At 69.6% G+C, this 17,515-nt stretch carries 21 protein-coding genes and 1 tRNA gene; 4 read left to right on the top strand and 18 right to left on the bottom strand.

Features of this window, described 5'->3' with window-relative positions; genetic code table 11:
- The 7 genes from VJN29_RS12435 to VJN29_RS12405 all read right to left on the bottom strand — a co-directional run.
- Positions 1 to 224: hypothetical protein (locus VJN29_RS12435; RefSeq protein WP_324143943.1), on the bottom strand; the 224-nt coding region annotated here is incomplete at its 3' end.
- Between the two features lie 693 nt (positions 225 to 917).
- On the bottom strand, positions 918 to 2,909 hold the full coding sequence (gene thrS, locus VJN29_RS12430) for a threonine--tRNA ligase (protein ID WP_324143942.1): 1,992 nt from the start codon (positions 2,907 to 2,909) through the stop codon (positions 918 to 920).
- A 153-nt stretch (positions 2,910 to 3,062) separates the two neighbouring features.
- Positions 3,063 to 4,103: a zinc-dependent alcohol dehydrogenase family protein gene (locus tag VJN29_RS12425; RefSeq protein ID WP_324143941.1), complete on the bottom strand. Its 1,041-nt coding sequence runs from the start codon at positions 4,101 to 4,103 to the stop codon at positions 3,063 to 3,065.
- A 136-nt stretch (positions 4,104 to 4,239) separates the two neighbouring features.
- Complete coding sequence (locus VJN29_RS12420) at positions 4,240 to 4,719, bottom strand: hypothetical protein (RefSeq protein ID WP_324143940.1); 480 nt, start codon at positions 4,717 to 4,719, stop codon at positions 4,240 to 4,242.
- A 75-nt stretch (positions 4,720 to 4,794) separates the two neighbouring features.
- Positions 4,795 to 5,652, bottom strand: a complete 858-nt coding sequence (locus VJN29_RS12415; protein ID WP_324143939.1) for a MaoC family dehydratase — start codon at positions 5,650 to 5,652, stop codon at positions 4,795 to 4,797.
- 11 nt (positions 5,653 to 5,663) lie between these two features.
- Complete coding sequence (locus VJN29_RS12410) at positions 5,664 to 6,980, bottom strand: 3-oxoacyl-ACP reductase (protein ID WP_324143938.1); 1,317 nt, start codon at positions 6,978 to 6,980, stop codon at positions 5,664 to 5,666.
- Between the two features lie 3 nt (positions 6,981 to 6,983).
- Positions 6,984 to 8,303, bottom strand: coding sequence for an acetyl-CoA C-acetyltransferase (locus VJN29_RS12405; RefSeq protein WP_324143937.1), 1,320 nt, complete (start codon positions 8,301 to 8,303; stop codon positions 6,984 to 6,986).
- A 110-nt stretch (positions 8,304 to 8,413) separates the two neighbouring features.
- On the opposite strand from VJN29_RS12405, the gene VJN29_RS12400 reads away from it, so the two are divergent.
- Positions 8,414 to 9,115 carry a TetR/AcrR family transcriptional regulator gene (locus VJN29_RS12400; protein WP_324143936.1) on the top strand — a complete coding sequence of 234 codons (702 nt, stop codon included), beginning with the start codon at positions 8,414 to 8,416 and terminating at the stop codon, positions 9,113 to 9,115.
- Here the strand turns inward: VJN29_RS12400 and VJN29_RS12395 are convergent.
- From VJN29_RS12395 to VJN29_RS12385, 3 genes are read right to left on the bottom strand one after another with little or no spacing between them, the layout of a single operon-like run.
- Positions 9,071 to 9,622, bottom strand: coding sequence for a flavin reductase family protein (locus tag VJN29_RS12395; protein WP_324143935.1), 552 nt, complete (start codon positions 9,620 to 9,622; stop codon positions 9,071 to 9,073). The two genes, VJN29_RS12400 and VJN29_RS12395, sit on opposite strands and share 45 nt — an antisense overlap.
- Entirely contained in the window at positions 9,619 to 9,969 is a 351-nt protein-coding gene (locus VJN29_RS12390) for a hypothetical protein (RefSeq protein WP_324143934.1), read from the bottom strand. Before VJN29_RS12390 ends, VJN29_RS12395 begins: the two co-directional genes overlap by 4 nt.
- Positions 9,970 to 9,991: 22 nt before the next feature.
- Entirely contained in the window at positions 9,992 to 10,468 is a 477-nt protein-coding gene (locus VJN29_RS12385; protein WP_324143933.1) for a hemerythrin domain-containing protein, read from the bottom strand.
- A 106-nt stretch (positions 10,469 to 10,574) separates the two neighbouring features.
- Between VJN29_RS12385 and VJN29_RS12380 the strand changes: the two genes are divergently transcribed.
- The gene (locus tag VJN29_RS12380) at positions 10,575 to 10,874 is read left to right on the top strand and encodes a hypothetical protein (RefSeq protein ID WP_324143932.1); all 300 of its coding nucleotides are present in this window, start codon (positions 10,575 to 10,577) and stop codon (positions 10,872 to 10,874) included.
- Positions 10,875 to 10,876: 2 nt separating this feature from the next.
- Here the strand turns inward: VJN29_RS12380 and VJN29_RS12375 are convergent.
- The 6 genes from VJN29_RS12375 to ligD form a co-directional block, all read right to left on the bottom strand.
- Positions 10,877 to 10,953: transfer RNA gene (locus VJN29_RS12375), tRNA-Val, on the bottom strand.
- A 53-nt stretch (positions 10,954 to 11,006) separates the two neighbouring features.
- On the bottom strand, positions 11,007 to 11,513 hold the full coding sequence (locus VJN29_RS12370) for a TIGR02611 family protein (RefSeq protein ID WP_324143931.1): 507 nt from the start codon (positions 11,511 to 11,513) through the stop codon (positions 11,007 to 11,009).
- Complete coding sequence (locus tag VJN29_RS12365) at positions 11,510 to 12,355, bottom strand: aminotransferase class IV (RefSeq protein WP_324143930.1); 846 nt, start codon at positions 12,353 to 12,355, stop codon at positions 11,510 to 11,512. The genes VJN29_RS12370 and VJN29_RS12365 overlap by 4 nt, the downstream gene beginning before the upstream one ends.
- Positions 12,356 to 12,359: 4 nt before the next feature.
- Complete coding sequence (locus VJN29_RS12360) at positions 12,360 to 13,385, bottom strand: chorismate-binding protein (RefSeq protein WP_324143929.1); 1,026 nt, start codon at positions 13,383 to 13,385, stop codon at positions 12,360 to 12,362.
- A 25-nt stretch (positions 13,386 to 13,410) separates the two neighbouring features.
- On the bottom strand, positions 13,411 to 13,902 hold the full coding sequence (locus VJN29_RS12355) for a glutathione peroxidase (protein WP_324143928.1): 492 nt from the start codon (positions 13,900 to 13,902) through the stop codon (positions 13,411 to 13,413).
- 100 nt (positions 13,903 to 14,002) lie between these two features.
- Entirely contained in the window at positions 14,003 to 14,971 is a 969-nt protein-coding gene (ligD, locus tag VJN29_RS12350) for a non-homologous end-joining DNA ligase (RefSeq protein WP_324143927.1), read from the bottom strand.
- 115 nt (positions 14,972 to 15,086) lie between these two features.
- Here ligD and VJN29_RS12345 point away from each other — a divergent pair, with 115 nt between their 5' ends.
- Together VJN29_RS12345 and VJN29_RS12340 are read left to right on the top strand one after the other, a co-directional pair.
- On the top strand, positions 15,087 to 15,674 hold the full coding sequence (locus VJN29_RS12345) for a hypothetical protein (protein WP_324143926.1): 588 nt from the start codon (positions 15,087 to 15,089) through the stop codon (positions 15,672 to 15,674).
- Between the two features lie 71 nt (positions 15,675 to 15,745).
- A complete protein-coding gene (locus VJN29_RS12340) occupies positions 15,746 to 16,588 on the top strand; it encodes a class II glutamine amidotransferase (protein ID WP_324143925.1) in 843 nt (280 codons plus the stop codon).
- Between the two features lie 64 nt (positions 16,589 to 16,652).
- Here the strand turns inward: VJN29_RS12340 and VJN29_RS12335 are convergent, their stop codons facing one another.
- Both VJN29_RS12335 and VJN29_RS12330 read right to left on the bottom strand, forming a co-directional pair.
- Positions 16,653 to 16,952, bottom strand: a complete 300-nt coding sequence (locus VJN29_RS12335) for an SHOCT domain-containing protein (RefSeq protein WP_324143924.1) — start codon at positions 16,950 to 16,952, stop codon at positions 16,653 to 16,655.
- 11 nt (positions 16,953 to 16,963) lie between these two features.
- Positions 16,964 to 17,416: a DUF6325 family protein gene (locus VJN29_RS12330; protein WP_324143923.1), complete on the bottom strand. Its 453-nt coding sequence runs from the start codon at positions 17,414 to 17,416 to the stop codon at positions 16,964 to 16,966.
- Positions 17,417 to 17,515 lie beyond the last annotated feature (99 nt).

Here is a 17,515-nt window from a genome sequence, read left to right as displayed (position 1 = left end):
GTGCCGTCCGATACGGGCTCGACCTTCAACGTCGTCGTGCCTGCGGGGCAGGAAGGGTTCCCCGATACCGCCACCGGAGTGACGTGCGCGCCCCATGCGGGCAGCGCGGTGAACACCGCCGCCGCTCCCGCCGTGGCCACGACGCCGATCAGAAGGCCTCGGACGGTCTTGCGTGGGACTCTCAGTACTGCCTCGCTCGGCTGCGAGGGGTGCTTATCGTCCATGGTTGTGCTCCTCCCCTCGGGGCACTCGGCCCCGGTGGTTTCCAGACGTGACCTGACTGAAGGCGGGAGAAAAGCGCCGCACCACGATGCACAACCGGGGGCAGGCCCCTCAAATACCCGCCAAGGGCATCCCCCGTCGAAACCCTCGATGAAAATCTCCCACGGCGGGGCATCAGTGTTACCGGAATCAGCTAAATTGCCTGGACGTTTCCTGTGGCAGGCGTTTGGGTCTGCCCCTCCTCGATCGAGGGACAACTGGCGTGTGGACCGCGTCCACATGAGCCGGTCACTCAAGGGAAGAAGAGGTGCGGTCCTGAGGCATCGGTCCCGGCTCAGTAGCATGGATTGGACGGTGTGTGAGACCGCAGGGCCAGCCTGTCTTCCCGTATGCCGCTCGGCTGGCTTCCGCTTGCCCACGACACGACGCGGCCCCGCGGGTGTGAGAGCCACGGGGCCGGAATCGATGGTCTTCCACCGATGGAAGGTGAAGGCCCGGGAAGTATGAGTTCCCGGGCCCTCTTCTTCGCTCACCGAGGTGAGGAAGAACCAATCCGCCGAAGCGGTTCGGTGGTTCTTTTGTAGCCCCGCCACGTGGTGTTCGCAAGGGGTTCACGGAAACTTTGTCGGCAAAGCCGTGGGCTGGCGGCGTGTCGCCTGGACACGCCGAGCAGCTCCCCGCCGAGAGCGAGGCAGCTAGACCTGCGACCGGGACTCGATCGCCGTCAGAATCTCCGCGATCGCGTCGTCGATCGGCACGCCGTTCTTCTGCGAGCCGTCCCGATAGCGGAACGACACGGCCCCGGCAGCGCGGTCATCCTCGCCCGCGATGAGCACGTACGGCACCTTCGACTTCGACGCGTTGCGGATCTTCTTCGGGAAGCGGTCGTCGCTCGCGTCCAGCTCGACGCGGACCCCCTTGCGGCGCATCCGGTCCAGCACCTCGCCGAGGTAGTCGGCGAACTCGTCCGCCACCGGCACACCCAGCACCTGGACTGGGGAGAGCCACACCGGGAACGCGCCCGCGTAGTGCTCGACGAGCACCCCGAGGAACCGCTCGATCGAGCCGAACTTGGCCGAGTGGATCATGACCGGCTGCTGGCGCGAGCCGTCCGCGGCCTGGTACTCGAGGCCGAACCGCTCGGGCTGGTTGAAGTCGTACTGGATCGTCGACATCTGCCAGGTCCGGCCGATGGCGTCCTTGGCCTGGACGGAGATCTTCGGGCCGTAGAACGCCGCGCCACCCGGGTCCGCGACGAGCTCCAGGCCGGACTCCGTGGCGGCCTTCTCGAGGACGGCGGTTGCCATGGCCCACTGCTCGTCCGTCCCGATGAACTTGTCCTTCTTGTCGCCCTCGTCCTCGCGGGTCGACAGCTCGAGATAGAAGTCGGTGAGACCGAAGTCCTTGAGCAGCCCGAGAATGAAGCCGAGCAGGTGCTTGATCTCGTCCGGCGCCTGCTCCTCGGCGACGTAGGAGTGTGAGTCGTCCATGGTCAGGCCGCGCACGCGGGTCAGACCGTGGACGACGCCCGACTTCTCGTAGCGGTACACCGAACCGAACTCGAAGAACCGCAGCGGCAGCTCGCGGTAGGAGCGACCGCGCGACTTGAAGATGAGGTTGTGCATCGGGCAGTTCATCGCCTTGAGGCGGTACTCGGCCCCCTCCAGCTCCATGGGCGGGAACATCGTGTCGGCGTAGTAGGGCAGGTGTCCCGACGTGTGGAACAGGCCGTCCTTGCTGATGTGGGGCGTCCCGACGTAGTCGAACCCCTCCTCGATGTGGCGCCGGCGGACATAGTCCTCCATCTCGCGCTTGATGACCCCGCCCTTGGGGTGGAAGACCGGCAGGCCGGAGCCGAGCTCGTCCGGGAAGCTGTAGAGGTCGAGCTCGGCACCGAGCTTGCGGTGGTCCCGGCGCTCGGCCTCGGCGAGCCTTTCCAGGTGAGCTCGCAGTGCTTCCTTGCTCGACCACGCGGTCCCGTAGATCCGCTGGAGCTGAGGGTTCTTCTCGGACCCGCGCCAGTAGGCAGCCGCCACGCGCATCAGCTTGAAGGCGTTGCCGATGACCTTGGTGCTCGGGACGTGGGGACCGCGGCAGAGGTCACCCCACGCGCGCGTCCCGTCGCGCCGGACGTTGTCGTAGATCGTCAGCTCGCCGCCGCCGACCTCGACGCTCGCCCCCTCGGCCGCCTCGCCTGCGCCACTCTTGAGCCCGACGAGCTCGCACTTGTACGGCTCGTGGACCAGCTCCTGGAGCGCGTCCTCGTCGGTGACGACGCGCCGCTGGAAGGTCTGTCCCTCGTTGATGATCTTCTGCATCGCCCGCTCGAGGGTCTTGAGGTCCTCGGGGTGGAAGGGCTCCTCGACGTCGAAGTCGTAGTAGAAGCCATCGCGGATCGGCGGGCCGATGCCGAGCTTGGCGTCGGCGTGGAGGGACTGGACCGCCTGCGCGAGGACGTGGGCCGTCGAGTGCCGCAGGACAGCCAGGCCGTCCTCGGAGTCGATGGTCACCGGCTCGACGACGTCGCCGTCCTCGACGACGTGGTAGAGGTCGCGCAGCTCTCCGTTGACGCGGGCAACGACGACCCGGCCGGCGTCACCGAGCTGGTCGAGGAGCTCGCCCGCCGTCGTCTGCCCCGCAACCGTTCGCTCGCTCCCGGCGACGGTCACGCTGATCTGTGCAGACACGAGGGTGCTCCTTCAAGGGTCGTATGCCGCTGGGCGCGGCCGCGCTCAAGCGTATCGACAGGAGCGGGTGCCGAAGGAAAGCGCCCGGGCGATCGAGTGAACAGCTTTGGGGGTATGCCGTTGAGCTGGCTCCCACAGATCTTGTTCACTCGATCACGGGGCTGGGGGCTGCGCATGGCGGAGCACTGCGACCCCGGCGAAGCGGCCCTCCTTGAGGTCGTCGAGCGCGTGGTCGGCGGCGTCGAAGGGGTAGCTCGTCACCGTCGAGCGGAGGCCGAGCCGAGCGGCGAGGGCGAGCAGCTCCTCGCCGTCCTGTCGCGTGTTCGCGGTGACGGAGGTGAGCGTCTTCTCCCGGAACAGATGCTGCTGGTAGGCCAGCGTGGGGATGTCACTGACGTGGATCCCGGCGAGCGCGAGGGTGCCACCCTGCTCCAGCCCGGCGAGAGCCACCGGAACCAGCTCACCGGCCGGTGCGAAGAGGATCGAGGCGTCCAGCGGTACGGGAGGCGGGCCGTCAGCCGGTCCGGCGGAGCTCGCCCCCAGGTCCAGGGCGAGCTGGCGAGCGTCCTCACCCCGCGTCAGGACATGGACCTCGGCGCCCTGGGCCAGCGCGATCTGTGCGGTGATGTGGGCACTGGCCCCGAAGCCGTAGATGCCGAGTCGCCCGCCCGGCGGCACGGCTGCCCGGCGGAGCGCGCGATAGCCGATGATGCCGGCACAGAGGAGCGGCGCGGCTTGCTCGGCGTCGATCTGCGGTGGGACACGGTAGGCGTGGCCCTCGGGCACGGTCGCGAACGCGGCGTATCCACCGTCCTCGTCCCACCCGGTGAAACGTGCTGAGCGGCAGAGGTTCTCGCGACCTGAACGGCACCATCGGCAGACGCCGCAGGTGCTGCGGAGCCAGGCGATGCCGATGCGGTCCCCGATGACGAAACGGGATGCCCCGTCTCCGAGTGCGACGACCTGCCCGACGACCTCGTGACCCGGGATGACGTGCGGCCGATGCTCGGGGAGGTCGCCCTCGGTCACGTGGAGGTCCGTCCGGCAGACTCCGCAGGCCTCCACCCGCACGAGGACCTCTCCGGCTCCGGCCTGCGGCACCGGACGCTGGACCCGACGGATGCGGCCGGGCCCGTCGGATCCGATCGTCTCCCAGGCGCTCATGGTCTCCGGAAGGATCTCGAGGTCCGTCATGACGACAGACTCACCCGTCGGGGGCAGGCTGTCGACCCGTTCCCTCCTCCTCGACGAGGCGAATGGCGCCACCAATCGCGCCCCCGGGGGTGCCGAGGAGGATGAAGCCGGTTCAGCGGCAACGTCCCTCAGGGTCTCATTGAGTGCGTTGGGGCAGGTGATCCCGGACCCGAGCCAGAGGAGTGCCAGGCGTGACCTCGTGAGCCGCCCGGCCACTCGGCAGACCGGCAGTCGCGGCGGCGGCCGCCAGGGCAGCAAGAGCGGGCACAGGCCAGGACGTTCTGCAGAGGTCGCGTCCCGCCACCGCCTGCCGAACGCCGCCCCCAGCGGTCACGACGTTCCAGCGGTCGCGCGCGTAGAGCAGGAAGCCCGGCAGGAGCAGGGATCCCTGCAGGATGAACCCGCCGTAGACCATGCCGAACACCCACGGCGACAGGACCTCGTCCCCGCTGAACGGGTTTCGCCCCGTGGCCAGCTGCCTGAACCCCTCGATCGACGCACCGACGGACCAACCGGACACCCAGGCGACCTTGAGGAGGAGGTACGGCAGGCAGACGAGGACCGTCGCCATGCTGATCCGGCGACGCAGCGTCCACGTCCCCTGGCTGAAACGCACTCCTCCGAGCGGCTGAGCCCGGCACCCGCTGTGCTGACAGCGGGACCGGGCTCAGCGGCATACGGAATGGCCTGTCTACCAAGTGTGCTCGACGACGGCGTGCTCGATGTCGCCCTTGACGCCGGCGAGGACGGAGAGGACGCGGTCCGGCCCGAAGGCACTGCGGAGGCGAACCGTCGACGGCAGCCGGACCGGCTTGCGGAACCAGACTCGGCTCGTCAGGCCCGCGTCCGGCAGAGCGGTGCCGAGCGCAGCGACCACTCGGGCGTAGCTGTACATCCCGTGCGCGATGGCGGTCGGGAAGCCGAGCGGCCGGGCCGTGAGGGCGTGCACGTGAATCGGGTTCCAGTCGCCCGACACCCTCGCGTACCGGCGCCCGGTGCCCTCGCCCAGGCGCCACATCGGGCCGGTCGCCACGTTCTTCAGCGGCTCGAGGGACGGGGGCTCGGAGGGTTCCGCGTCGGGGTGCTCCGTGCCCTTGGACAGGTAGGTGCTGACACCCCGCCAGACGACGTCGCCGTCGACACTCGCCTCGGACACGACGTCGGCCTGCTGGCCCCGGCGGTGCGAGCGCAGGTTCTCCGCCCACACGGTGAAGTCCAGGGTCTCCTCCACCGCGATCGGCCGGGTTGCCGAGATGACGTTCTGGAGATGCAGGGCCCCGGTCAGGCCCAGCGGGAAGTCACGCTCGCTCATCAGAGCCATCTGGAGCGGGAAGGCGAGCATGTGGGGATAGCTCAGCGGCAGGGTGGCGCCGACCGTGAAGCCGCAGACCCGGGCGTAGTCGACCAGGTTCTCGACGTCGACCCGGACCCCCCGGCGGACCGCACGTGCATCGGGGAGGGGCCCGGCCGCCCCGCGTCCCGTCACCAGCGCGGTGGCATAGATCCGCTTGAGGTCAGGCGCGGCCTCGAAGGTGATCTCGCGTGTCATGACCGACCCGCTCATGCGCCGAGCCAGCTCTGTCCGCACACCCGGACCACCTGGCCCGTGACGGCGGCCGCGCCGGGCTGGCTGAGCCAGGCGATCGTCTCCGCCACGTCCCTGGGCAGACCACCCTGCTGGAGCGAGTTGATCCGGCGCCCCATCTCACGGGTGGCGAAAGGAACCCGAGCAGTCATCTCCGTCTCGATGAAGCCTGGGGCCACGGCGTTGACGGTGATGCCCCGATCCCGTACCTGGGCCGCAAGTGCCGTGACGAGCCCGATGACGCCGGCCTTGCTCGCCCCGTAGTTGGTCTGGCCCCGGTTGCCCGCGATGCCGGCGATGGACGAGAGGCACACGATGCGACCACCCTGCCCGAGGCCGCCCTCGCCGAGAATCGCCTCGTTCATCCGCAGGATGGAGCGCAGGTTGACGTCGATGACGCTGTCCCATCTGTCCTCGTCGAGGTTGACGAACAGCTTGTCCCGCGTGATCCCGGCGTTGTGGATGACGATGTCGATGGCGCCATGGCGCTGCGTCGCGTGCCTGACGATGCGCGAGCCGGCGTCGGCCGCCGTCACATCGAGCTGGACGGCCGTGCCCCTCACCTCGTTGGCCACCTTGGCGAGCGCCTCACCGGCTGCGGGGACGTCGACGGCCACCACAGTGGCGCCATCGCGACCGAGCACCCTGGCGATCTCTGCCCCGATGCCCCTCGCGGCGCCGGTGACGACCGCCACCTTGCCCCCGAGCGGCTTCACGGAGTCGCCGTTCGTGCCCATGGTCTCGGCGACCCGCACGACCTGCCCGTCCACGTAGGCCGATCTCCCGGAGAGCAGGAACTCGACCGCCGACCACACGCCGTCGTGCGCCTCGCCCTGGGCGAGAACCAGATTGCCTGTCGCACCGAGGCGCAGCTCCTTGGCGAGGGACCGGCTGAAGCCCTCGAGGGCACGTTGGGTCGTCACTTCGGTGACGTCCGTGAGCGTCGCCGGGTCCGTGCCGATGACGACGACGCGGGCGTTCCGCGCGAGCCGCTTGACGCCCGGTTCGATCGTGCGCAGCTGCGCGAGCTCGGCCGGGTCCAGGGCAGCGGACAGGTCCACGATGATGGCCCCGAGGCGGTCCCGCGTGTCCTCGGCGGCGCTCACCACTGCGACGCCGGCCTGGTCGAGGCGCACGCGCATGGACTTCTCGAAGCGGCCTCCCCCGGTGACGAGCACCGGACCCTCGACCAGCGGGCCGCCCGGCGTGTAGCGGCGCAGCTGGGTCGGCTGCGGCACTCCGGCCCTTCTCGCCAGCGGTGAGGTGACGACGGTGGTGAAGAGATCAGCCATGCCTCAGGCCTCCAGGATCGCGACGACGCCCTGCCCACCGGCAGCGCAGATGGACACCAGGCCCCGCACGGGCTTCCGGGTCGCCTCGCGCTTCTCCCGGAGCTGTTTGGCCAGCGAGGCGACGATGCGCCCACCGGTCGCGGCGAACGGATGGCCCGCGGCGAGGGACGAGCCGTTGACGTTGAGCCGGCTGCGGTCGATCGACCCGAGCGGCGCGTCGAGCCCGAGCCGCTTGATGGCGAACTCCTCGTCCTCCCATGCCTTGAGGTGGGTGAGCACGGTCGACGCGAAGGCCTCATGGATCTCATAGAAGTCGAAGTCCTGGAGCGTCAGCCCGTTGCGGGCCAGGAGCCGTGGAACGGCATAGGCCGGGGCCATGAGCAGGCCCTCGTCGCCGTGGACGTAGTCGACTGCCGCCGTCTCCGCGTCGACGAACCAGGCAAGGGGCGTCAGGTGGCGCGCCTCGGCCCACTCCTCGCTGGCCAGGAGCACGGCTGAGGCGCCATCGGTCAGGGGCGTCGAGTTGCCGGCCGTCATCGTCGCGTTCGCACCCTTGCCGAAGACCGGCTTGAGCTTGGCCAGCCTGTCCACGGTCGAGTCGGGCCGCAGGTTGCTGTCCCGGGTCAGGCCGAGGTAGGGGGTCATCAGGTCGTCGAAGAAGCCGCGGTCGTACGCGGCAGCGAGCTTCTGGTGGCTGGCGGCTGCGAGCTCGTCCTGGGCCTCCCGGGAGATGCCCCACTGTGCGGCCGTCACGGCCATGTGCTCGCCCATCGACATCCCGGTCCGGGGCTCACCGTTCTCCGGGATCGACGGAGCGAGATGGGTCGGCCGGAAGGCGGACAGCGCCTTGAGCTTGTCCATCGGGGTCTTGGCGCGGTTGACGGCCAGCAACGTCTTGCGCAGGTCCTCGCTCACGGCGATGGGCGCGTCGCTCGTCGTGTCCGCCCCGCCCGCGATGCCGGAGTCGACCTGGCCGAGCGCGATCTTGTTCGCCACGAGGATCGCGGCCTCGAGGCCAGTGCCGCACGCCTGCTGGACGTCGTAGGCGGGCGTCGCGGCGTCAAGCCGCGTCCCGAGCACCGACTCCCGCGTGAGGTTGAAGTCACGGGAGTGCTTGAGCACGGCCCCCGCCACGACCTCGCCGAGGCGCTCGCCGGCCAGTCCGTAGCGGGCGACGAGTCCATCGAGGGCGCCGGTGAGCATGTCCTGGTTCGATGCACGGGCATAGGCGCCGTGGGCCCGGGCGAACGGGATGCGGTTGCCGCCGAGGATGGCGACGCGGCGCGTCTGCCGGGAGGGGGACTTTCTCGTCTTGGGTGCCATGGAACTCTCCTGGGTCGTCCGGGACACGGGGCCGTCGTGGCCCGTCTGATGATCAAGATAACCGAAACCCGCAGTAGTCGATACGGCGAGTACCTGTTAGTTTTCGTGTCATGACCGATGCCGAGAACCCCGGAGGCCAACCGGTCGTCGCGGACGGTCGGTCGGTGCGCTGGGTCCGGCACCGCGAGGAGCGCCGTGCGAGCCTGGTCGACTCCACCATCAGGGCCATCCGCAGACACGGCGCGGGTGTGGGCATGGATGACATCGCAGCGGAGGCGCGTACGAGCAAGACCGTCATCTACCGACACTTCGACGATCGGGCGGGGCTGTACCGGGCCGTCGTCGAGCGGGTCGACGAGCGAGTTGTCGGGGACGTCGTGGCAGCGCTCAAGAGGTCGACCGCGACTGGCACGGACCCACGGGAGCTGATCTCCTCGACCGTTGGCGCCTACCTCGCCCTCGTCGAGTCGGACACCCATCTCTACCGCTTCGTGGTCAACCGACCCATGGTCGACCGCCCGCTGACGGACGACCCGGTCGGCGCCACCGTCGGCCACGTGACCGACCAGCTCGCCCGGCTGTTCGAGGCGTCGTCCTCGGACGGCGACGTCACCGCGGCGATGTGGCGAGTCCGAGCCGTCGCCCTGGTCGGGGCGGTCCAGGCGGTCGCCGATGAGTGGCTCGCCTCGCCCGGGAGGGTGCCGCGAGCCGAGCTCGTCGAGTCGCTGACCGAGTTCGTCTGGCGCGGCCTGGCGCCCGTCCTGTCGTCACAGCCTGAGGTAGCGGCCCCGGCGGTGGAAGAGCGGCGCTGAGCTCTCGGTGTCACCGGCGTCCCCGGCGTCCGGGGCACCCTCGCCAAGCTCCACGTGCTCGACGACGGCCTCGAGCAGCACCGACCACCCGACGTCGCGCCGGGACCTGGCGTCGGCCCGCACGCCGAGCCACGAGGGCGCGGACACCAGGCGGGGACCCCACTGCGTCTGCTCCCACTCCCCCACTCGGAAGGGGCCGCCGGGTGCCGGGAACCGGCCAGCGAACACGTCCGCGAGCTCGCGGTGCCGCCATGTCAGGAGTGACACGACGGCGGCCGAGGTCTCCTCGACCCGCTCCAGCAGGTCGGCGTCCGGGTGGAGCAGCACGACCACCCGGGCCGGGTCCCCGGCCGCGACGAGCATGGACGTCACGGTCAGGCCCGCTCGTTCCCTCCCCTCACCGGCGGTCCAGAGCGACACGGCCCCTCCGAGCCGGCCGCGGAACCGACGGATCGGGTCCCGGTCCGTCTCGTCCGGCTCGAAGGGATGGCTCGAGTGGATCGTCACTCGTCCGCCGGGACGAGCAGGCGGTCGTCAAGTGACACCGCGCCCGGTTCGACCACGTCGGCGTACACACCGGCACACTGCTCGGGCTTGCGGGTGACGGCCAGGGTGCACTCGCCGAGGCGCACGACGGAGCCCACGAGCGAGGCGAGCACCTCCGGGGCGACGTCGAGGACGATGTTGGCCTTCGGATGGGTCTCGACGTACTCCTCCGCCGAGACGATGTGGACCGGGTGCTTCTTCGCCCGGTTGCCCTCGGGACCTGTCGGCGTGATCTCGACCGCCTCGAGCTCCTGCGCGGGCGAGTCCGAGTCGGGATAGATGAACAGGCTGCTCACAGTCGCGTCCACGCCCCACACCTGCCTTTCGTCATCAGCCGCGAGGGCGAGCCTGCGCGCAGACCCAGCCCGGCGGCATACGGCCGCTGTCGATCAACTCGTGGAGCTCAGACTTGGCCTGGTCGCTCAGGACCGCATCGCCCTGCGGGTAGATGATCGGCTCCTCCTTGGCGTTGTGGCTCGCGAGCTGGGCGAGCAGCGCCCGGCACCGGTCCTGCGCCGTCCCAGCGGCAGTGCCCGGGCCCACCTCGAGCTCGAGGGCATCGAGGGTGCGCCAGATCTCGCCGTGCTCCCGCAGCATGACGAGGACCGGCGGCACCATGCCGGCCGCTCGCAGGGGCGGAAAGAGGAACTCCTCCTCGAGGTAGATGTGCCGCCGAAGGGCGTCCGCGGCACGGTCCAGGGCCGCCCCGAGCAGCTCACCGCTCTCCAGCCCGTCGCCGAAGGCCCCGAGGCCGGCGTCGATCTCCTGGTGCTCGCGCTCGAGCGCCGCGGTCAGGGTCTCCTGCACTGGAATCGCCTCCTGGCGGGCAGTCTATGACCGAACCAGCCCACCAAGTTGGCTCCCGGGGCGAACACCCTTGCGCCGGGTCGCGAGCAGGCTCAGGCTTGGGGACATGAAGCTCTACGAGGTGGTGCGCCATGACGGGGCGGGAAGGCATCGCGGCACGTTCATCCTGCCCGGGCTGGAGCCGGGCGACGTCATGCCGATGCTCGACCGGATGGCCCCGTCCGTCGAGCCCATGACCCATGACGTCTACCGCATCAGACGGTTCCGCCGACCACGACACCTGGTGACTTTCGGTCCCCGCGGCGACGGCTCGGCGGGCGTGCGGGAACCGCGCCGACCGCTGCCGCACCCGCCCGGACTGCGTGCTGAGGCCGGACTCCCCCGCGACTCTGGGGCGGCGCGGTGAAGTGGTGGACGTGAAGGGACTCGAACCCCTGGCCTTTCGCGTGTGAAGCGAACGCTCTAACCAACTGAGCTACACGTCCGGGCTGGTGCTCGGAAACAATAGCGGTTCGGCAGCCACGCGCCCTAATCGACCCTAGTCGACTCCGGGAAGCCGGGCGAGGTGCTGCTCGGCCCACTCCGGCGTCCACGCAGGCACGCCCAGGACGACGAACGTCAGCCAGAGGATCGCCCACACGAGCAGCAGGGTGGCGAGCCCGACGAGGAACCGCACCCAGAGCGCCTGCGACATGATCCACCGGTTCCAGAGGTGCACGTGGTGCTTGACGAAGTCGAGCCACCGCTGGGCGAACTCGAACTCGCTGGCAAGGATGACCAGACCGAGGATGACGACGGCCCAGCCGGGCCCCGGGGCCGGCACCATGACGAGCCCACCGACGGTGACGAGGGACCCCAAGATCCCCACGGCCGTGCGCCAGGCCAGATGGGTGGCCGGGTTGCGCCGCAGGCGCGCCCGCCAGGCCCACCGGTCCTCGTGGGCGTCGAGGGTCACGTTGCGGTCGGAGTAGTCCACCACCGAGACGCCCGTGTCCACGGGCCCGGCAGTCCCCACGGTGTCCACCGACTCGTTGGCGTCGCTCACGGGTCGAGGTCCTGCTCTGCGCGCGAGCGGAACAGGTCGCGCAGCCGGGCGGTGACCGGCCCGACCGGGAGGGTGCGGTCGTCGACCGCATGGACGGGCAGCACGTCCTTGGTCGAGCTGGTGATGAACACCTCGTCTGCGGTGCGCAGGACGTCGAGCGGCAGGGCACTCTCGCGGATGGGGACCGCGGCGTCGGCTGCCCACTCGAGCACGAGCTCTCGCGTGATCCCGGCGAGGAGTCCGGAGTCCTCCGGCGGGGTCAGCACCTCACCGCCGACGACGACGAAGATGTTGCTCCCGGTGCACTCACACAGCTCGCCGCGCGTGTTGGCGAAGACGGCCTCCATGGCCCCGAGCGCTCTCGCCCGGGCGAGGGCGACGACGTTCTCGGCATACGACGTCGTCTTGAGCCCGGCGACTGCCGAGCGTTCGTTGCGCGTCCAGGGCACGACCGTGACCTTGCCCGAGGCGGGCGGCCTCGCCTGGGTGGCGGCGACCACGATGTAGGTCAGCTCTCCCGCAGCCCGGTCCGAGCCGAGCGGCCCGATGCCACCGGTCACGCTGTAGCGCAGGCGGCCGAAGTCGATCGGCTCGCCGTCGAGCACGGCGTCGATGCCCTTCGTGACGAGGGCGAGATCCACTGCCGGTAGCCCGAGTCCGGATGCGGACCGCTCGAGACGGGCGTGGTGCCGGGACAGGGCGAACGGTCTCCCGCGGTCGATCTTGGCCGTCTCGAACACGCCGTCCCCGACCGTGACGGCGTGGTCGAGCGCCGTGATGGAGGGTGCGGCCGCATCGACGAGGTCACCATTGACCCAGACGCGGGGAAGGCTGCCGGTCATGCCGTCATGGTGTCACAGTGCCGGCGGCGAGCCCGACCAACCGGGCGGCCTTGAGCTCGGTCTCGGTCCACTCCGCGGCAGGGTCGGAGTGCCAGGTGATGCCGGCGCCCGTCCCGAACCGCAACCACCGCCGACCCGTTCCGTCCCGCTCCGCCCAGAACGTCCGGATCCCCACGGCCAGCTCGGCCTCGTCGTTGTCGGCGTCGACCCAGCCGATGGCGCCGCAGTACGGCCCGCGTCGCGTGGGCTCGAGGTCGGTGATGGCCGTCAGCGCACTCGACTTCGGCGCGCCCGAGACCGAACCCGGCGGGTACGTGGCCCCGAACACGTCGCGCCACGTCGCCCCGTGACGCAGCCGCCCGCTCACCGTGGAGACGAGGTGGACGAGCCCGGGATGGTCCTCGAAGGCACAGAGCGCGTCGACCGAGACGCTGCCCGGCTCGCAGACGCCCGACAGGTCGTTGCGCATGAGGTCGACGATCATCACGTTCTCCGCATGGTCCTTGGGCAGCATCTGCTGGCGGGTCGCCGCCGTGCCCTTGATCGGCCTGGTGACGAGCCGGTCGCCGCGACGCGACAGGAAGAGCTCGGGCGACGCGCTGACGATGTCCACCCCCGCCGTGATGCACCTGACCCGGGCGGCGTGTGGGGCCGGATTCCCCTGCCGCAGTATCACGTCGAGCCCATCGAGGTCGGCTGCGTCGTCGATCGGGTGGCTCAGCACGCGACAGACGTTGACCTGGTAGACAGTGCCGGCGGCGATGCGCCGACGGACCTCATCAACCGCATTGACGTATGCCGCTGAGCCCAGTGAGCTCTCCCAGTGCCGATCGAGCGGCGTCCAGTCAACAACCCGCGTGGCCGGCTCACCGGGTCGCACCTCGGCGAAACGGATGGCCGTGACCAAGCCCTCGAAGGTGGCGATGAACGCCCAGAACCCTTCGCGTGAGACGGCCTCCAAGGCGTCCTCGCCGTGCCGGATGTCGATGACCTCGCGAGCGTGGCGGTCGGCGAATCGGGCGTGGTCCACCCGCAGATCGTAGGCTCGCGGCTGGTCAGCGGCGCTCGGCGGCGAGCGCCTTCTCGATGTCCTCGGCGAGGCCGTGGGGCTCCGCCTGGGGCGTGTAGCGACCGATGACGTGCCCGTCCCGTCCGACGAGGAACTTCGTGAAGTTCCACTTGATCCGGTCGCCGAAGAGACCCCCCTTCTCCGACTTCAGCCAGTTCCACACCGGGTGCGTGTCGTCGCCGTTCACGTCGACCTTGGCCATCATCGGGAAGGTGACGCCGTAGTTCTGCTGGCAGAAGGCGCCGATCTCCTCGTTGGTCCCCGGGTCCTGACCGCCGAACTGGTTGCACGGGAAACCGATGACGGTGAACCCCTGGTCGCGGTAGGTCTCCCAGAGCTGCTCGAGTCCGGCGAACTGGGGCGTGAACCCGCACTCGCTCGCCGTGTTGACGACGAGCACGACCTGCCCGGAGTAGTCGGACAGTGACTGCTCCTTGCCGTCGATCGTCATCGCGGTGAACTCGCCGAGAAGTGTCACGGATCCTCCTGGTGGTGGTTGGTGGCTGTGTTCTGTTCGTCTGGGACCGGGGCGGCACCTGGGCCACTCCCACTCAGGAGCAAGCCCAGCGGCATACGGCCTATTCCTCGTCGGGAGGCAGGGCCTTCCCCTCGCGCTCGTCACGCTCCGCCCAGTCGAGCAGTGCGGCGAGGTCGAAGACGGCGTCGTCGATGCCCGCGTGCAGGTCCCCGAGACGGGCGAAGCGGTCCGGCATGGTCGCGATGGTGAAGTCGTCGGGCACCGAGTCGTCGATCTCGTCCCACCCGACCGGAGCCGACACCGTCCCACGTGGATTCCCGCGGACGCTGTAGGCGGCCGCGATGGTGTGGTCCCGGGCGTTCTGGTTGTAGTCGACGAAGAGGTCGTGGGGCGAGCGGTCCTTGCGCCACCACGCCGTCGTCACGTCGTCGGGCAGCCGCCGCTCGACCTCACGCGCAAAGGCGAGCGCGGCGCGCCGCACCTCCTGGAAGCCGTGCTCGGGCTTGATCCGGACGTAGACGTGCATGCCCCGCCCGCCGGACGTCTTGGGCCATCCCACGGCACCGAGCTCGTCGAGGATCTCGTGGGAAACGTGCGCTGCCCGCCGCACCTTGTCGTAGCCGCACCTGGGCATCGGGTCGAGGTCGATGCGCCATTCATCCGGCTTCTCGGTGTCGGCCCGGCGGGAGTTCCACGGATGGAACTCGACCGTCGACATCTGGACGGCCCAGATGACATCGGCCAGCCGCTGGACGCAGAGCTCGTCGGCGTGCAGACCGTAGCGGGGGAAGTGCAGCCGCACCGTCTCGACCCAGGGAGGCGCCCCGGCGGGAAGCCTCTTCTGGTGGACCTTGTCGCCGTCCACCCCCTTGGGGAACCGGTGGAGCATGCACGGCCGGTCGCGAAGCGCGTTGACGATCCCGGCGCCCACCGACAGGTAGTAGCTGGCCAGGTCGAGCTTGGTCTCACCACGCTCGGAGAAGTAGACCCGGTCCGGGTTCGTCAGGCGGACGTCGAAGCCGTCCACGTCGAGCACCATGGCTGGGGTCTTGCTGGACGCGGCGGCCATGGGCCCCACCCTATTCCGGTCCGTGGACGCTACTCATGGTCAGGAGGTTTTCGGGCTGCCGATCCCCACGACCCGTCGTAGGGTCAGTCGCACTGACCACCGAGCAGGAGCCACAATGACGTCCCTCCACCGCTTGACCGTGTCCGTCCTGACCGCCGCGCTGGCCACGCTGATGGCCGCGTTGGCCTCCGGCGCCGCGGCCTCCGCATCGTCCCCGGCGCACGCGAGCGCGTCAGCCGCCGCATCCTCCGCCACTCCGGCCTTGGCCCGCTCCGTTCCCGAGGTCGCACCTGCCGGTGCGGTCACGGCGTCCCCCGACGTGACGGTCAACCTGACCGCGGTCAACTGCTCGAACATCCGGGAGCTGGGCTCGAGCAGGGTCGTGCGTGACAAGGGCATGAACGCATTCACGGTGCGGCAGTACATCGGCTGGTGCTGGGACTCCGGCGGCTCGGCCTGGATGAACTTCTCGTCCGTCTACGTGTGGTCGCAGTACCACGCGCTCGGCTTCGGCTACCGCGCCCAGACCGGCATCGTCGTCGGCGGCGGGGGTGACACGCGCGGCTATGCCGTCGGCGACAACCGGCAGCGGCTGACCTACTCGATCCCGGTGCGCACTGTCAGCTTCTGCACCCAGGGCTGGGGCAAGCTGCTCCGCAGCGGCTCCGAGAGCGCGCAGGGGATCACCTCGCTCGTCTGCTGAGGTCGGCCACGCCATCAAAGTCATCCTCGGGACGTGATGACGGCGCCCGTGCGACGTGATCGCCTGTACCCATGTGTCGATGGATGGTGTACTCGGGCGGCCCGATCCTCGTCGAGGACCTGCTCTTCAAGCCCAAGTACTCGCTGATCGAGCAGAGCCTGCACTCTCGCATGGGAGCGACAACGACGAACGGTGACGGCTTCGGGATCGGTTGGTACGGCGATCGCGAAGAGCCGGCGATCTTCAAGAGCGTGGACCCGGCCTGGAACGACGTGAACCTCCGTGAGCTGACCTCGCAGGTGCGGACGCCACTGCTGTTCGCCCATGTGCGCGCGTCCACGGGAACGCCGGTGCAACGCAGCAACTGTCATCCGTTCCGACACGGGGGGTGGCTGTGGATGCACAACGGGGCGGTCTCCGGCTTCCATGAGCTCAAGCGCGACCTGCTGTTCTCGGTGGACCCCTCGCTGTACCCGGACATCGAGGGATCGACCGACTCCGAGGCGCTCTTCTTCCTGGCGCTGACGTTCGGCCTCGAAGCCAACCCTGTCGAAGGGGTGGCGCGCGCCATCGGCTTCGTCGAGGACCTCGCCGAGCGCCGCGGCGTCGCGGAGCCCGTCCAGGCAACGCTGGCGACGAGCGACGGGAAGTCGGTGTGGGTGTTCCGGTACTCATCGCAGCATCAGAGCCGCACGCTCTTCCACTCGACGGACGTGACGCAGCTGCGCGAGCTGTACCCCGAACTGGAGGTACTTCGGGCGCTGGGCGACGAGACGCGACTCGTCGTCTCCGAGCCGCTCGGTGACCTACCGGGCGCGTGGCACGAGGTGCCCGAGTCGTCGTGCGGCGTCATCCAGCAGGGTGCCGACGAGATCCGACCATTCGTCCCGATCAGGCCGGTTCACGTGGCGTGACCCCCCGGCCATGCCCGGGGGCCAGAACGCCCGCTCGGCATCGAGCAGCGGCAGGCAGGTCCGCCTACATGCCCAGCAGTCGCGCCTTCTGAGCCTGGAACTCCTGCTCCGTCAGGACGCCCGCTGCCCGCAGGTCACCGAGCTGCTTGAGACGGGCAAGGTCGGCGTCCGGGTCGGGCGCGGAGGCGTACTGCGGTTCAGGCGGGGGTGCGTACTGCGGCTCGGGTGGGGGTGCGTACTGCGGCGCCGCCTGCTGCTCCTGTGCTGCCCAGCGCCCCGCCTGACGGCGCGACACTCGGTTCGACACGGCCGTCGCCGTGCCAGCCACCACGGCCGTCCGTGCCATGCCACCGATGAGTCCCATGTCGTGCTCCTTTACTCGGATGCGGTCGTCGACGTCTCGAGCGCTTCGAGCCGCTCGTGGACGGAGTCGGCGGGGATCCGGCCGCTGGCCACGACCTCGGCACCCGCGCGGCGCATGGCCGAGACGAAGGGGCCGGCCCAGGTGTTCTCGTAGACCAGCAGCGCGGCGGCGTTGCCGGGTCCTATCAACGCGGCAGCCTGTTCGAGGTCTTCCTCGTCCAGGAGATCGGACTCGACACCCTGGAAGAGGGCGAGGTCGAGAGTGCCATCCCCGTCGAGATCACTGATCGCGACGGCGGTGACGTTCCCTTCGTCGTCTCGAACGAGTGCCCTCATGTCGAGGATGCGGATGATCCCGCGGTCGACCAGATCGACGAGGATCGACATTCCCTCCCCGTTGAGTCGGGCCCCGGGAAACTCCAGGGCGAGGTAGTCGATTGGACCGACATCGACGTTGACACTCATGTCCTGCCTCCTTGACGGCTGGCCGCTGGTACCTCGACATTCGCTGGACCACGTTTCGCGCACATCACCCATCGAGGATGAGCGGCAATGACGCACGAT

This window comes from Intrasporangium sp. (genome assembly GCF_035280925.1).
Lineage (GTDB): Bacteria > Actinomycetota > Actinomycetes > Actinomycetales > Dermatophilaceae > Intrasporangium.
The sequence above is the reverse complement of the archived record's forward strand: the minus strand, read 5'-3'. Positions and strand labels throughout refer to the sequence as shown.

Coding starts and splice junctions, on each gene's coding strand:
- VJN29_RS12425 (WP_324143941.1), bottom strand. CDS start 4,103: ATGACGGACCTCGAGATCCTTCCGGAGACCATGAGCGCCTGGGAGACG.
- VJN29_RS12415 (WP_324143939.1), bottom strand. CDS start 5,652: ATGACACGCGAGATCACCTTCGAGGCCGCGCCTGACCTCAAGCGGATC.
- VJN29_RS12410 (WP_324143938.1), bottom strand. CDS start 6,980: ATGGCTGATCTCTTCACCACCGTCGTCACCTCACCGCTGGCGAGAAGG.
- VJN29_RS12405 (WP_324143937.1), bottom strand. CDS start 8,303: ATGGCACCCAAGACGAGAAAGTCCCCCTCCCGGCAGACGCGCCGCGTC.
- VJN29_RS12400 (WP_324143936.1), top strand. CDS start 8,414: ATGACCGATGCCGAGAACCCCGGAGGCCAACCGGTCGTCGCGGACGGT.
- VJN29_RS12380 (WP_324143932.1), top strand. CDS start 10,575: ATGAAGCTCTACGAGGTGGTGCGCCATGACGGGGCGGGAAGGCATCGC.
- VJN29_RS12365 (WP_324143930.1), bottom strand. CDS start 12,355: ATGACCGGCAGCCTTCCCCGCGTCTGGGTCAATGGTGACCTCGTCGAT.
- ligD (WP_324143927.1), bottom strand. CDS start 14,971: ATGGCCGCCGCGTCCAGCAAGACCCCAGCCATGGTGCTCGACGTGGAC.
- VJN29_RS12345 (WP_324143926.1), top strand. CDS start 15,087: ATGACGTCCCTCCACCGCTTGACCGTGTCCGTCCTGACCGCCGCGCTG.
- VJN29_RS12340 (WP_324143925.1), top strand. CDS start 15,746: ATGTGTCGATGGATGGTGTACTCGGGCGGCCCGATCCTCGTCGAGGAC.
- VJN29_RS12335 (WP_324143924.1), bottom strand. CDS start 16,952: ATGGGACTCATCGGTGGCATGGCACGGACGGCCGTGGTGGCTGGCACG.
- VJN29_RS12330 (WP_324143923.1), bottom strand. CDS start 17,416: ATGAGTGTCAACGTCGATGTCGGTCCAATCGACTACCTCGCCCTGGAG.